Source organism: Arthrobacter sp. GAS37 (genome assembly GCF_044908325.1).
GTDB lineage: Bacteria > Actinomycetota > Actinomycetes > Actinomycetales > Micrococcaceae > Arthrobacter > Arthrobacter ramosus.
Map to the genome: position 1 here is coordinate 1 of NZ_JBIYDB010000032.1, position 13,959 is coordinate 13,959.

12 protein-coding genes and 2 pseudogenes are annotated in these 13,959 nt (G+C 61.7%); 5 read left to right on the top strand and 9 right to left on the bottom strand.

The window, feature by feature from the left end:
• Positions 1 to 87: 87 nt before the first annotated feature.
• A pseudogene (locus ABH924_RS19160) lies at positions 88 to 461 on the top strand (integrase core domain-containing protein); the annotation flags it as partial.
• Between the two features lie 879 nt (positions 462 to 1,340).
• Here ABH924_RS19160 and ABH924_RS19165 read toward each other — a convergent pair.
• The 3 genes from ABH924_RS19165 to ABH924_RS19175 all read right to left on the bottom strand — a co-directional run bounded on the left by ABH924_RS19165 (position 1,341) and on the right by ABH924_RS19175 (position 3,687).
• Complete coding sequence (locus ABH924_RS19165; RefSeq protein WP_404501380.1) at positions 1,341 to 1,511, bottom strand: hypothetical protein; 171 nt, start codon at positions 1,509 to 1,511, stop codon at positions 1,341 to 1,343.
• Between the two features lie 288 nt (positions 1,512 to 1,799).
• Positions 1,800 to 3,233: an amidase gene (locus ABH924_RS19170; RefSeq protein WP_404501382.1), complete on the bottom strand. Its 1,434-nt coding sequence runs from the start codon at positions 3,231 to 3,233 to the stop codon at positions 1,800 to 1,802.
• Positions 3,234 to 3,255: 22 nt separating this feature from the next.
• The gene (locus ABH924_RS19175) at positions 3,256 to 3,687 is read right to left on the bottom strand and encodes a hypothetical protein (RefSeq protein WP_404501384.1); all 432 of its coding nucleotides are present in this window, start codon (positions 3,685 to 3,687) and stop codon (positions 3,256 to 3,258) included.
• Between the two features lie 269 nt (positions 3,688 to 3,956).
• Here ABH924_RS19175 and ABH924_RS19180 point away from each other — a divergent pair, with 269 nt between their 5' ends.
• Both ABH924_RS19180 and ABH924_RS19185 read left to right on the top strand, forming a co-directional pair.
• Complete coding sequence (locus ABH924_RS19180; RefSeq protein WP_404501386.1) at positions 3,957 to 4,139, top strand: hypothetical protein; 183 nt, start codon at positions 3,957 to 3,959, stop codon at positions 4,137 to 4,139.
• 100 nt (positions 4,140 to 4,239) lie between these two features.
• Positions 4,240 to 4,371, top strand: coding sequence for a hypothetical protein (locus ABH924_RS19185; protein ID WP_404501388.1), 132 nt, complete (start codon positions 4,240 to 4,242; stop codon positions 4,369 to 4,371).
• Between the two features lie 140 nt (positions 4,372 to 4,511).
• Here ABH924_RS19185 and ABH924_RS19190 read toward each other — a convergent pair.
• The 6 genes and pseudogenes from ABH924_RS19190 to ABH924_RS19215 all read right to left on the bottom strand — a co-directional run.
• Positions 4,512 to 4,673: pseudogene (locus ABH924_RS19190) on the bottom strand (GntR family transcriptional regulator); the annotation flags it as partial.
• A 21-nt stretch (positions 4,674 to 4,694) separates the two neighbouring features.
• On the bottom strand, positions 4,695 to 5,426 hold the full coding sequence (locus tag ABH924_RS19195) for a cysteine hydrolase family protein (RefSeq protein WP_404501390.1): 732 nt from the start codon (positions 5,424 to 5,426) through the stop codon (positions 4,695 to 4,697).
• A gap of 111 nt (positions 5,427 to 5,537) precedes the next feature.
• On the bottom strand, positions 5,538 to 7,637 hold the full coding sequence (locus tag ABH924_RS19200) for a dipeptide ABC transporter ATP-binding protein (protein ID WP_404501392.1): 2,100 nt from the start codon (positions 7,635 to 7,637) through the stop codon (positions 5,538 to 5,540).
• Entirely contained in the window at positions 7,634 to 8,566 is a 933-nt protein-coding gene (locus ABH924_RS19205; RefSeq protein ID WP_404501394.1) for an ABC transporter permease, read from the bottom strand. Before ABH924_RS19205 ends, ABH924_RS19200 begins: the two co-directional genes overlap by 4 nt.
• Before the next feature lie 36 nt (positions 8,567 to 8,602).
• Positions 8,603 to 9,535 carry an ABC transporter permease gene (locus ABH924_RS19210; RefSeq protein ID WP_404501396.1) on the bottom strand — a complete coding sequence of 311 codons (933 nt, stop codon included), beginning with the start codon at positions 9,533 to 9,535 and terminating at the stop codon, positions 8,603 to 8,605.
• 190 nt (positions 9,536 to 9,725) lie between these two features.
• Complete coding sequence (locus tag ABH924_RS19215) at positions 9,726 to 10,787, bottom strand: Lrp/AsnC family transcriptional regulator (RefSeq protein WP_404501398.1); 1,062 nt, start codon at positions 10,785 to 10,787, stop codon at positions 9,726 to 9,728.
• Between the two features lie 93 nt (positions 10,788 to 10,880).
• Between ABH924_RS19215 and ABH924_RS19220 the strand changes: the two genes are divergently transcribed.
• Both ABH924_RS19220 and ABH924_RS19225 read left to right on the top strand, forming a co-directional pair.
• On the top strand, positions 10,881 to 12,101 hold the full coding sequence (locus ABH924_RS19220) for a M20 family metallopeptidase (RefSeq protein WP_404501400.1): 1,221 nt from the start codon (positions 10,881 to 10,883) through the stop codon (positions 12,099 to 12,101).
• Positions 12,102 to 12,248: 147 nt separating this feature from the next.
• Complete coding sequence (locus ABH924_RS19225) at positions 12,249 to 13,949, top strand: ABC transporter substrate-binding protein (RefSeq protein WP_404501402.1); 1,701 nt, start codon at positions 12,249 to 12,251, stop codon at positions 13,947 to 13,949.
• Positions 13,950 to 13,959: the final 10 nt, after the last annotated feature.

Here is a 13,959-nt window from a genome sequence, read left to right on the forward strand (position 1 = left end):
AACGAGCCAACACCACGACCAAGGCCACGAAATAAAGATCAAAAAAGGACGACAGCGGACAATTCCAGACCCGGATTAGCCGGTTAATCCAACGATAACCCGTTCAGCGAGGCGTGGTTCAAGACGTTGAAATTCGCCCCCGCATTCCCGCAACGCTTTGGAACTGTCGGCGGGGCCAGAGAGTTCATGGCCGCCTTCGTCGAGGGTTACAAAACCACACCCACCGCCACTCCGGGATCGGGCTCAACACCGCGGCCGACGTTCATTATGGGTTGGCTGCGGCCAAAACCGTTCACCGGTCAGCGACTCTGGCCGCCGCCCGGGCCCGGAACCCCGAACGCTTCACCACCACGGCCGACCCGAAGATCCTCGCCCTGCCGGGCACGACCTGGATCAACAAACCTCCCGAGAAAACGGAGACCGACACGGAGTCAACGACCCAGAAGAAACTAGCCGCCTAAACTCACGCTGGCCTCATTCACCTTGACAAGTTCCGACGCGCTCGCTTGAGCTCATGAGGGACTGGCTGGTCGGGCCAGGCATGACGATGGCGGACGATGCCGGGCGCCTGGCCGGCGTCTACGCGGGCGGGGGGGTAGCGAGTACGCCGTGCCGGTCGAGCTTCTGAAGGAAGTGCTTGCCAACCCAAGCGCCTATTCCCATTCACCTGCCTGCGACGGCGTCGTCAATGGGCCGGGATCCTAGTCGGAGTCAGCCCGCAATCTTTGGCGCTTGCCGCTTTGGGTGGATGTCTCCAGCGTGGAGGTCCTTCTCTTGCGCGATTGTGCAGAACGAAGAGCCCGATAAGGGATCGCTTCCTGGACGAATCCGACCGCTTCAACGGACTGTCGTGGACTGAGAGTGTGTCGGCGCACGGGGAGAAACCTAGCAAGAGGAGAATTAACTGCATGATCATGCGGTACGGGCTCGGCTGTCGTGGGTGCGGTGGGGTCTTCGTCGCCCGCATGGGAGCGCAGTCAACGAACGGGACGAGGTTTTACCTTCCGTGCCCGCATTGCACCATACCCATTCGAGGACAGGCTCGCGGTCAGGGTCCAGAGGACTATGTTGTTGAGTTCGATTGCGATCGGATTAGCATCGAGGAGATCCCCGCGGACACCGTCATGGTGACGACCAACCCTTTCGTGCCGTCAAGGTACGAGACGGACGGTCTTCAGCACTTCGGTGGGTCCGGGATGTTTGCACTGATGGCCCTTCTTGATGATGACGTCGCGATCTACGTCAGGGATGAAGGTAGTGCGCAGCAGGTGATCGTTGAGATGTGGCCCCACGTTGGGCGCCTGGACGAGTACTATCGGCGACCCCAACCAGGGCGACCTTCATGCCTTCGAAGCGTCGTACCAGTAGGTGCGCAGCACGTCCAGTCCAGAATGCTCCGCAGTGCAGGCCAAGATGCCCTGTACGAGTTTCTCGTAGTCGACACGGAATGCCGACCGCAGGAAAGTCCCCGCCACCTGCGTGCCGCCCGACGGCAAGAAGGAAACCGGCATCGACGAAGATTGCACGCTGGGAGACCATGCTACCGGCACTTCTCCCCGCGGGCACCGTCCCGGCCTGTCGAAATCTCCCGGAACGTTGTGGACGGGGTGTCGCCACAGCCGCGGCGAGGGCAGCCCAAAATCCTTGAGGGCATAATCGAGCCACCAGACCGTCAGCCGCCACACGCACCTATGAACGGCCCCGTCCGGCGCGGAGCGCGCACAGTCATGCCCGGACATGCACTTGGCACGACCTATAGCCAGCTAGGCAGGGTCCTCCGACTTCATTGAACCGTTGCTTCAGTGTGAATTCGGGGCATCCAGCAGCTGTGGCAGTTTCTGCGCGAAGCCGGTGGCCTGCTCGAAGCCGTGCCCCAGTTGGAGCAGTTCAAAATCCTTTCCGTGGTTCATCGCGATTTGAATACCAACGGGCAGTCCGTCGTCGCTGAAGCCGGCAGGGACGGAAATCGCGGGGATGCCGGCTGCGGAGACGAGGGAAACTGAACGCATCCAATCGAGATAAGTATCCAGAGGAACACCCTCGATTTCTGTCGGATACCTCGCCGCAGCCTCGAAAGGAAGCACCTGGGAACAGGGACTGATGAACGCATCGTAGCGACCAAAGTATTCTTGGACACAGTCATGGAGTCTTGTGCGAGCAAGCGCGGTTTCAACAAGATCACGACTGGTCAGGCCGCGCCCCCGTTCAATATTCCATAGCACCTCGGCTTTTACTTGGTCGCCGTGCTTATCCACGACGTCACCGAGGCCGAGTAAGAAATCGAACGCCCTCGTATTTGCGAACACGAGATCCGCGTCTCGAAGGTCCGGAGCGGCCTCCTCGACGTGGGCCCCCAGATCCCGGAACACATTCAGCTGCGCTTCGAGCACACTAAGGACCTCACGCTGCACTGGGACACCCACGCCGAAATCCGGTGACCATCCGATCCGCAGTCCGCTTAGGTCTGTTTCCAGGGGTTCGGCAAATCGGCGCCGTTGAACAGGGCTGTCAAACGGAGTCCTGGCATCGCGGCCGCTAACAGCGGACATCGCGAGAGCGACATCACCGACTTCACGTGCCATGATGCCGGCCCGTCCGAGCCATGCCCAGGCGTTGCGTGTCGGCGCCAAGGGGATGAGCCCGAGGGAAGGGCGAAATCCGACGACGTTGCAGAAGGAGGCCGGGATGCGCAGCGATCCCCCCATGTCGCTGCCATCACCGATGGACTGGATGCGCGAAGCGAGAGCTGCTGCCACGCCGCCGCTGCTTCCTCCCGCGCTGAGGCCGGTGCTAAAGGGGTTGGTGGTGGTGCCGAACACGTCATTGAATGTGTGGGCACCGGCAGCGAATTCAGGAACATTGGACTTTCCCGTGCTGACTACCCCGGCTCTTTTCAACCGCTGGATGATGACATCGTCGATAGAGGGGATGTAGTCAGCGAAGATTGGGGAACCTTGGGTCGTCCGCATTCCTTTGGTGTTGTGTGTGTCCTTATGAGTCATGGGAACCCCGTGCAGCGGCGGAAGCTCCACACCGGAGGCCGTGAGATTATCGGCGGCGGCAGCAGCAGCGGCGGCGGCCACCCGGTCCTGCGTCACCACGGCGTTGATTGCGGGATTCACGGCGTCAATCTGTTCGAAGTGCGCTTCCAGAGCTTCGCGCGCGGAAATGTTCTTCTTCCTTATTTCCGCGGTGAGAACCACAGCCGACAGCAGGTTGATGGGGCTTGTCATTTCTCGTCCTTTTCTTTTGTATTCATTTGCCCACCTTGGACAGGAGGGAGGTCAATGCGGCACGGACACCGGTGGTGAGGGTGGGCTCAATATCAGGTGCGAAGTACGGAGCTTGATTTCCAGGGAACTGTCCGCGGCGGTCGATGCGTTCCTGGGAGTACGCGCCGAACATCCAGTACACGGAGGGGATACCGATCGCCTCGGCCAGGAGCCCGAAGTCTTGGCTGCCCATCACCGGCGGAACCTCGAAGAACAGCACCGTCACTGTTGACCCGATGGAAGCATCGATCAGGGCGTTCGCTGCAGCAGGATCGTTGTAGCACCTGGGAAGCTGGAAATCTGTTCGATTTTTACGGGGGAAGGCGCCGTCCAGAACTGTGGTGCGGAAGTCCTCGTCGAAGGTTCTGATGTTGAGGGTGAACTCGGCATCGGCCGGAATGATGTTCTCCTTCAACCTCCGTGGAACGTTCCGACTGTCACTACCGCGGATTTCATCGGATGGATTTCCCTGGAGACGATCGTCTGGATTCTGACCACCATATGTGCTCCCCGGACGACGGGATCGATGGACTGTTCGGGCTGGGAACCGGGGCCTGAGGGGGATCGGCACGAATTTAACGTTAGGGGTCGTCTGTGCGAATCTTTGGTTTTGATTGGCGGCTTTTCTGATCTAAGGCGTTGTCGCCAGCGCGTTTCATCTGGCGGGTAGTGGACGGCATATCGATGGAGGATTGGGACCAGCTCGACGGCCAGGCCTTCTTCGCCCAGCTCACTGAGGATGGCGGTGGGAATCCTTTCGGATCAGCTGCCTATAGGGCAGAGCGCGGCCGCAGGTTCGGAATGAGGATTGCAGCAGATGGCGGAGGCGGCAAGATGCTCGCGCATCGCCTGAGCCGCGAGCTCTGAGTCGTGGGCCTCGAGGGCCCAGACCAGATCGGCATGCGAAATCATCGCGGATTGCGTGCGCAGGCCGGGAGGCCCAGTACATTCGCCAGAACCGAAGATCATGGAGGAGCAGGCGATCCGCGGCGTCCTGCAGCAAAGAGTTGCGGACCATGTGCACGAGAAAGGCATGGATCGCGTAGTCATTGGAGAGGTACTGCTCGTGGTCCACCCCCTCGCGCGCATCGTCCGCTGATTGACTAGCCCTCGCAGGGTAACCATGTCATCCTTGGTTGCGCGTTTGGCCACGGTGTACGCGACACCGCACCCGATGGCCTCGCGGGCCTCGAACATGTCCAGCACATCATCCAGGCCCACCGGAGTGACGACGGCACCACGACGCGGTACCACGGTGATGAAGCGATCGGTCGCGAGCCGGGCGATCGCCTCGCGAACCGGCATCCGGCCTAGTCCGAGTTCGTTGGCCATGGCCTGCTCGTTCAGAACAGCGTCCGGCGGCAGGTCCAGCCGGACGACTCGTTTGCGCAGCTCGGCGTAGGCGCGTTCACTGGCCTTTGGTCAGCCCCACACGATCCTTCTCCCGAGCATTTGCCACGACATCTCCCGGAGGGCATCCGCCGCAAGTGTCTGCCATGCCGCGCCGATCTCGTCAGCTGTCGCCAGGTCGAATCGGTGTCCCATGAGTAGCATCGAAGCGTCGTGTTGAGCCTTGTCGTCGCTGCCCACACAGTCCGATGCAATGACGACATAGTGATCGTTGAACATCGCGTCGCGGGCCGTCGACTCTACGCACCCCTCGGTGGTGCACCCACCGACAACCAGCGTCTGGATACCGTTGCTGCGAAGCAGCATTTCCAGGTTGGCCCCCCAGAACGCGCTGGAGCGATACTTTGGGACCACGAGCTCGCCGGGAAGGGGGGTGAACTCTTCGACGAACTCGTGACCCGGAGTGCCGGGGACGGTGTACCGCAACGGGGGTGCGTCCCGGCGCGCCGCTTCGTGCATCCTGAGGTTGAAGCGAATCTGTGCTGGTGAATCGCTCATCCGGTCGGGAAGGGCGGTGTTCTGGACGTGTATGACCAGCGCTCGATGGAGGCGCGCCGAAGCCAGCAATGCAGCTAGGCGAGGACGCGTCTCGGTGTACATCGACAGGTCAACCCCGAGCTCACCGAATGCGCCCTCCGGGTCGACGAAATCGCGTTGCATGTCGATCAGAAGCAGCGCTGTGTGCGCCGGGTCGACTATTTCTGCAAGCTCGGTGAATACACCTTTACCCTCAATGTTGATCAATGTCATTCCTTGCTGAACTCCTGGTGCCGAGCAGCTGTCCCGCCGTCGTTGGATACTGGGTCGCTGGATACTGCGCAGATGGCATACAGTCATTCCTGATGCGGTGGACGGTCACGATCCCACTGTCTTCGCCGCCGCAAGCGGAAAGTGGCAGGCGACGGCGTGGCGGCCGCCGCTCACTTCGAGCTTCGGTTCTTCGACGGCACACAGGTCCGTCGCCAGAGGGCACCTGGTGCGGAACCGGCAGCCGCTTGGCGGTTCGATTGCGGATGGGATCTCGCCCGACAGCCCTGCGCTCTGCTTACTTCGCTCCCGCGCCGGGTCCGGCACCGGAATCGAACGGATGAGGCCAGCGGTGTAAGGATGGCGGGGAGCGTTGTAGACATCATCGCTCGGTCCGATCTCGACGAGCTTGCCCAGATACATGACCCCGATCCGGTCTGCCATGTACTTCAAGAGCGAAAGGTCGTGCGAAATCACAACGTAGGTGAGCGAAAACTGGGCCTGGAGCGACCGCATCAGGTTCAGGATCTGCGCTTGGATGGACACATCGAGGGCCGACACCGGCTCGTCGGCGACGATCACCTTCGGTCGCAGCACCAGAGCTCGGGCCATCGCGATTCGCTGACGCTGCCCGCCCGAGAACTCGTGCGCGTAGCGTTCTGCCGCGTCGCGGGGCATCCCGACGGCGTCCAGCAGCTCGCTCACAGTGGAGCGGCGGTCACGGGCCGAGCCCATGCCCTGGGCAGCGAGCGGCTCGGCCACGAGATCGGCGACGGTCATGCGCGGATCGAGAGCGGCCGAGGAATCCTGGAACATCATTTGGAGGTCGCGTCGCCGGCCGCGCCACTCGCTTCGCGACAGGCGCGCGATGTTGTCGCCGCCGAAGCTCACGATCCCGCGGGTGGGGGACTCGAGTCCGACAAGCATCCGGCCGACCGTCGTCTTGCCGGAACCAGACTCGCCCACGATGCCCAGGGTCTCACGCTCATAGACGTCAAGGGTGACTCCTGACACGGCGTGAAGCACACGCCGTGGCTTGAACGCGGCCGGACTCTTGACGTGGAACTCCTTCTCCACTGCGCATAGTTGCATCAGCGGCGTGCCGGCGTCGACCAGAGTCTTCGGCTCCGGGAGACTTGCCGTGACGAATCCGTCTCCAACCGGATCGCTCCCGAAGCCAGCCGTGCGCGGGTGGAAACACGAGTGCGTGTGCACAGGTCCAACCTCAATGACCGGGGGGTTCTGAGTGTGGCACTGTTCGTCGGCGAATCGACAGCGCGCCGCGAAACGGCACATGGCGGGGAGGTCAATCAGCCGGGGCGGTGTTCCGGGTATGGAAGCGAGTGCTTGCCGGGAATCGAGGTCGAGGGTCGGCATCGATTCGAAAAGCGCCTGCGTGTAGCGATGGCGGGGATCTGCAAACAGCGCCGGTGTCGGGGCCTCTTCCACGATCCGTCCACCGTACATGACGGCCACTCTGTCGGCGTGGCCCGCGATGACGCCGAGATCGTGGGTGACGAGGATGATGCCCATGCCCAGACGCTTCTTGAGATCGTTGAGGAGTTCCAGGATCTGCGCCTGGATCGAGACATCAAGTGCCGTCGTCGGTTCGTCGGCGATGAGGAGCCGTGGCTCGCAGATCAGGGCGATCGCGATCATCGCCCGTTGACGCATGCCGCCGGAGAGCTGGTGCGGGAAATCGTTCAGGCGCTCCTTGGGTTGTGGCATTCGGACCAGGGAAAGCACCTCCACTGCACGTTGATCCGCGGTGCGGGCTGACGACGAGGGATTGTGGATGCGATATGCTTCCCGCAACTGGCTGCCGATCGTCCGCGTCGGGTTCAGCGACGTCATCGGGTCCTGGAAGACCATCGCGATGTCACTGCCGCGGAGGCGTCGAAGCTCCTTCTGGTGCATCGTTGTGAGCTCGCGGCCGTCGAACCCGATTGACCCGCCGGCGATCGACCCGCCCGGAGGCAGTAACTGCAGCACGGACATACCGGTCATCGTCTTTCCCGATCCGGATTCTCCGACCAACCCGACGGTCTCGCCGGCCTTTACGGAGAAGCTGACCCCGTCGACCGGGCGGACGAGGCCGTTCGGCGTGCGGATTTCGACCTGTAGGTCGCGGATCTCCAGGAGGACGCCGTCCCCTCTATTATTCTCGTTCCCACGAGCCGAAGGGCTGATTTTGGTTGTTGTACTCATGCCGTCTCCTTGGATCCGTTGTTCGTGCGGCGACTGAAACTGAAGGGCCGGAAAAGCGTTCGCTTCCTGCGGCTCTTGGAATCGATGAGCGTCATCACCCAGTCGCCCGCGAAGTTCGATATGAGAATGGTGGCCGTGATGGCGAGACCGGGGAACGTCGACAGCCACCACGCGGTGGAAAGGCTCGTAGCGCCGGCCGCGAGGTCGCTGCCCCAGTCAGGATTGGGGAGCTGGACCCCGAGGCCGAGGAAGCTCAGGGTCGTCGCGGTCAGCACAGCCCAGCCGACCGCGCTGCTGGCCATTACGATGACCTCGGAGGCCAGGTTCGGCAACAGGTGACGCACCGCGGTGCGAAGGCCGCTCGATCCGAAGACTTTGGAGGCCTGAACATACTCGATCGAACGCAGTTTGCGCACCGAGGCCTCGACGACCCGTGCGAATCCGGGCGTGTAGGCGACGCCTAACGCGAAAATGATGCTGTTGACGCCAGAGCCAATCGACGCGATCAGGATGAGGGCGATCAGCAGGACCGGAAGGGCCAACAGGACGTCGACTACCCGCATCACCGCGATGCTGAGGACGCGGGGGGCCATGCCACCCACGACACCGATGGTCACTCCGAGGAGAGTTGCCAGCAGTACCCCGCCGAGGCTCGCGGCGAGTACAGGTTGGGCGCCGTACACGACGCGGCTGAACACGTCTCTGCCGAGCTGGTCGGTGCCGAAGATGTGCGCTCCATCCGGCTGAGCTAGGAAGTCCGGGCCGTTGAAGAGGGGGCTAATAGGTGCGATCAGTGAGGGACGGATCAGCAGGACCAGAAGCAGGAGTAGTGAGATCGGCATCCCGACTGAGCTCAGGATCTTGGCGGCGCGACCCATATTGCGACGCCGGGGAGCGGGCATTGCCCGAGCGATGGTTGCAGTTATCATGGCTGGTTCCTCTTGAGAATGCTGTTCGTGATTCCGCTATGCCGACGATGCGGCGAGTCGGGTGCGTGGATCGATGGCACCGACGGCGAGATCGACAATGAGGTTGATCAGGATGTACCCGATCCCGATCAAGACGATTGAGCCTTGGACGACGGGTATGTTCTTGGTGGTGATCGAGGTGGCCAGAAAGCTTCCGACGCCGGCGCGGCCGAAGATGATTTCGGTGACGGCTGCGCCGGTGAGGATGTTCCCGAATTGCAGGCCGATCATGGTGACGGCAGGGATGGAGGAATTGCGGAAAACGTGGCCGAGAAGGACCCGCCATTCCGAGCATCCACGGGCTCGCGCCGACTTGACGTAGTCGCTCCTGTACTCCTCGATGACGCGGCCGCGGATGAGGCGCGTCAGGATCGCCGAGTAGCCCCAGCCAAGTGAGATGGCCGGCAGGACGAGCGACCTTAGGGTGCCGTCATCGATCGCCGGGAGCCAGTTCATCTGGATGCTGAAGAGGAGCACCATAACCAGTGCGAGGAAGAAGTAGGGAACGGCGACGCCGAAGAACGAGACGCTCCGGGCAACCTTGTCGAGCAGCGAGTTCGGGCGGATGCCGGCGACCAGGCCCAGCGGTACGCCGATCACTATAGCGACGAGCATCGCAGCGCCGGTCAGCATCAGGGTGCTCGGGGCTCGTGACAGCAACTCGCTGGCGACCGGGTTGTGCGTGACATACGAGGTGCCCAGGTCGCCGCGGAGAAGTTGCTGAATGAAATTCGCGTACTGCACCCAGAGCGGATCGCTGAGGCCGAGCTGGGTGCGAAGATCGGCGACCTGTTGCGGTGTCGCATTGGAACCGAAGAGCATAGCCTGTGCGGGATCGCCGGGCACCATGTGGATCAGTATGAACGCGATGATGGTCACCCCGATCACGACCGGGATTGACGCGAAAAGGCGGCGCAGTATGAAGGCCATGGTTCAGCCCTCGAAGCTGTTCGCTGGTCGCGGTGCCGGTGTCGTGCGTTGCTGGTGGATCATGGACGTCTCCCTCAGTGCTCGTTCGTTGAGTACCGTTCTACAGCACCATTGCTACAGACATGTTTCAGATATATCAGAGTTTTACTTCCGATTCTAGGAAAGTCTGAGGAGTGGCCTATGTCGTCTACTAATCCGTCAAATGGGCCGGATGCTCCAGCGGATGTTCCCAGATGTTGATCGGAACCACGCCGACCGCACGACCCTGGGCATCGATCAGCCTGCCCATTCGTTTGACGGTTCTCAGCACGATAAGCCGGTCGACGATTCGCACCTGAGGAAGCTTCCGGGAGATCGCCAACTCCAGTCTGTGTACCTCTTCGACCGTCCTCAACCATGCGGAGAGAATCAGGTTTGACGCGGCTGTGACGGTTGCGCACAGTCTGACCTGCCGGAACTGGCTGAGCACTCGGGCGGAGTCGGCGAGAACGTCGATGGGCGCGTCCGCCCAGAGGTAAACCTGCACAGGCCATTCCGAGAGTTCAGCCGACACATCGGTGCGGGGAAGCATGATTCTGCCCCGGATCAGACGGTTCGTGTGCCGCCGCACGCTGGTCGCACTGATGCCGGTGAGGCTGGCAAGCTCGGAATACGAGGCGCGGCCGTTCATCGCGAGTAGCCTCGCGATCGCCTTCAACTCTTGTGTCATGGTGATCGGATTGTCGTCTACCGGGCCGGCGACCATTTCGAGGCGGGAACGCTCCAGAATACGTTGCGGGTTTTGGTCGAATTTGATCAGGCGCCAGGAGGATCCCTCCGTGTAGAGCTTCGTTGCCACCCGCGCACGGGTGCTAAGGATGTTGTCCATCACGCTGAGGTGCTCAAGCAGATAGTGCGCGAGGGTCGCCAGGTCCGATGCGGCGATCGTGAGGAGGATGTCGGCGCTGCCTGTGGTGAGCTCGACGCTGACTACGAGGTCGTGTTGGGCTAGTTTGGTGGCGACTTCGAACCGCTGAGCCGGCGCACAGTTGATCTCGACATAGGCGAAGCACTGTTCCGCACGCCACGCAATCCCGGGCGAGGCCGTCACCCAGGCCGTCCCCTCATCGGTGATGCGTTGCCAGTGGCGCGCCGCGGTCACGGGGCTGATCCCGAGCGCCTTGCCGATCACCGACCACGGAGCGCGTGGGGCCACCTGAAGAGCGCCGATCAACGTCTGATCCTCGATGCTCAATTTGGCGGATTCCTTCATATAGTCACCTCTTTTGGTTGATTTAGTAAGCGTTACCCACAGGAAACAAACGTAATCCTACGCTGGAGCAACTATCTAGAGAGGAGGGCTGGGATGTCACTGCATGAATCACTGCGTCCAGAGGCAAAAGAACTGGCTCCGGAACTAGTCGAGTTGCGGCACCGGCTGCATCGTCGGCCTGAAATTGGGCTGCATCTGCCCCAGACACAGGAAGCTCTGCTCGGTGAGCTCGAGGGCCTCGGCCTGGAGATCACGCTGGGGCGTAAACTCACTTCAATCACCGGCGTTTTGCGAAGTGAACGCCGCACCGGCCGTGCAGTTCTCCTGCGTGCCGACATGGATGCCCTTCCGGTGCAGGAGCTTAGCGGGGTGGACTACACAAGCGAGATCGACGGGGCCATGCACGCCTGCGGGCACGACATGCACATGGCGATGCTCGTCGGAGGCGCCCGATTGCTGGCTGCGCACCGCGACTCGCTGGATGGCGATGTCGTGTTCATGTTCCAGCCGGGCGAAGAAGGCTGGGACGGTGCCGGCGCGATGATCGAGGAAGGTATACTCACCGCCGCCGGGCCGATGGTCAGCGCCGCGTACGGAATGCATGTGCTGTCGGGGAAGACTCCGGCGGGCGTCTTCACGACGCGCGGCGGCACGATGATGGCCTCGAGTAGTCATCTGAAGGTGACGGTGCAGGGCCGGGGCGGCCACGGGTCGACGCCGCACCTGGGTGCGGACCCGATCACCGCGGCTGCGGAAATGATTATGTCCCTCCAGGCGGCGGTTACGAGGCGATTCGACGTCTTCGATCCCGTTGTCCTGACTGTTGGAACCATCCATGCCGGCACGCGCAGCAACATCATTCCGGACGCCATTGAATTCGAGGCGACGGTGCGCACCTTCTCGGAACGCAGCAGCGAACTCATGCGGAGCGCCGCAACGGAAGTTTGCCAGGGGGTCGCCAGGGCGCATGGTCTGTCGGTCGAGGTAAATTACGTCAGGGAGTACCCGGCGACTGTGAACGATCCATCCCATGCCGGCTTTGTTGCAGACGTCGTGGAAGAGCTGTTCGGCCCCGACCAGTTCCAGCTTATGGCCACTCCCGAAACCGGTTCGGAGGACTTCTCACGAGTACTGCAAGCGGTGCCTGGCAGCTACATGTTCCTCGGTGCTTCCATGTCCCAGGACTATGAAAGTGCACCGTCCAATCACAGTCCTCTGGCGACTTTCGACGACGACGTGCTCGAACGCGGCGCTCTACTACATGCCGAACTGGCCATCCGTTCGCTGGCCCGCCTTGGTGCGCCAGTGCACTAAAGGAACAGCAGCCGGAACTGTCGACTGATTTAACATAACCGCGACATATTTAAAACACGCACTTGAGATGCGACTGATATGTCACCTCGCTTCCGAACGCTGGAGCGGGCAATAAGAGAGAAACGATGATGAGAGTAAGGGTAGATCGTGAGCGATGATACAACTCCGTACGGAAGCTCCTTTCGTCACGGCGCGCTGCCGATAGGTAGCGCTTTACCGGCGTCGGCTTTTTCGCGCCGGAGTGTCCTGAAAGTAGGTGGTCTTTCGCTGGCTGCACTAAGCATGAGTTCTGTGCTCGCCGCGTGCTCGGGGTCGACCCCCGCCGCCAGTAAGAGTTCCGATTCGCTGACCGTCGGGGTTTTCCAGGAGCCCGACTCGCTCGATCCGGCTGCGACCGGCTTGGCCATGTCGTGCATGATGATCTCGGGCGTCTTCGACCCGCTTGTGTGGTGGCTGCCGAATGCGTCCGGGGTGAACGAGTTCTTCCCGGGTCTAGCGAAGTCTTACAAGGTATCGGCCGATGCTACGACCTATACCTTCTCGTTGCGCGACGACGTCGATTTCCACGATGGCACCCACTTCGACGCCACCGCTGTCAAGGCGACGCTGGACCACATTGTGGATCCAGCGACGAAATCCCGATCGGCTATCGGCTCGCTCGGCCCGTACAAGGAAACCGTCATCGTCGACAAATACACGGCTCAGGTCGTGTTCAGTGAGCCGAACGCGGCCTTCCTGCATGAGATGACGACGGTTTTGTTGGGGATGGCATCCCCAACAGCCCTCGCGAAGTACGGGCCCACCGGCTTCGCCAATAACCCGGTCGGTACTGGCCCATTCAAATTCGTGGAATACGTGTCGCAGGACCACGTGACGCTGGCGCAGAACCCGGGCTACAAGTGGGGACCGAGTCTGTTCGGTGCGCCGGGACCGGCCAAGCTGAAGAATGTCACTTTCAAGATCCTGCTCGACACAAATGCACGGTACAACGCGCTGCGGGCTGGTCAGATCCAGCTCGCAATGAACCTCGATCCGGACACGATCCAGACGATCAAGGGTTCGTCGCAGTTCACGCAATTCGACGTCCCGTCTACCGGCCAGCCATATGGCTTCCCGATCAACGTCACGAAGGGACCGACCGATGACCTGCGTGTCCGTCAGGCGATCCTGCACGCGATCGACCAAGATGCGCTGAACAAGTCGGCGCTCCGCGGGGCCTACACGCCGGCGCACAACGTACTCACGCCGAGCACCCCGGGCTACAGCAAGGCGGCCGACACGATGTACCCCTACGACCCCGAGAAGGCCAAGAGCCTGCTCGATGCGGCGGGGTGGACCGCCGGAAGCGACGGCACGCGCAGTAAGAACGGCACGCCGCTGGACCTCAGCATCCTGATCCAGTCCGCGAACGGATTCGACCTGCCCACCCAGTTCGTGGTCAATGCGCTGAAGCAGGTTGGTTTCACGTCGAGTACGACGTCGCAGCCGTTCACTACAGCGATGGCGTCCTATAACCAGGGCGCGCAGAACCTCTCGGCGATCTTCTACTACGACGTCGATCCCTTCATGCTCAACAACCTGGTCACGACCGGGCAGATCAAGTCGGGGTTCAACTGGGCGCACTACAGCAATCCAGCGATCGATGCCGCGCTGAAGGGGGGGAACGCCATCGTCGACCCCGCCGCCCGGACGGCCGCTTTCGAGAAGGTCACCACGACTTTGATGAAGGACGCGATCTTCTTGCCCCTCTGGAACGTCAGCGGTTCGTACTCCGCTGCCCCGAACCTCAAGGGACTGCACTTCGGCCCGACCGGCTACTCGCTGTTCCACACTGCGGAATTGGCCTGAGGATGGGCCG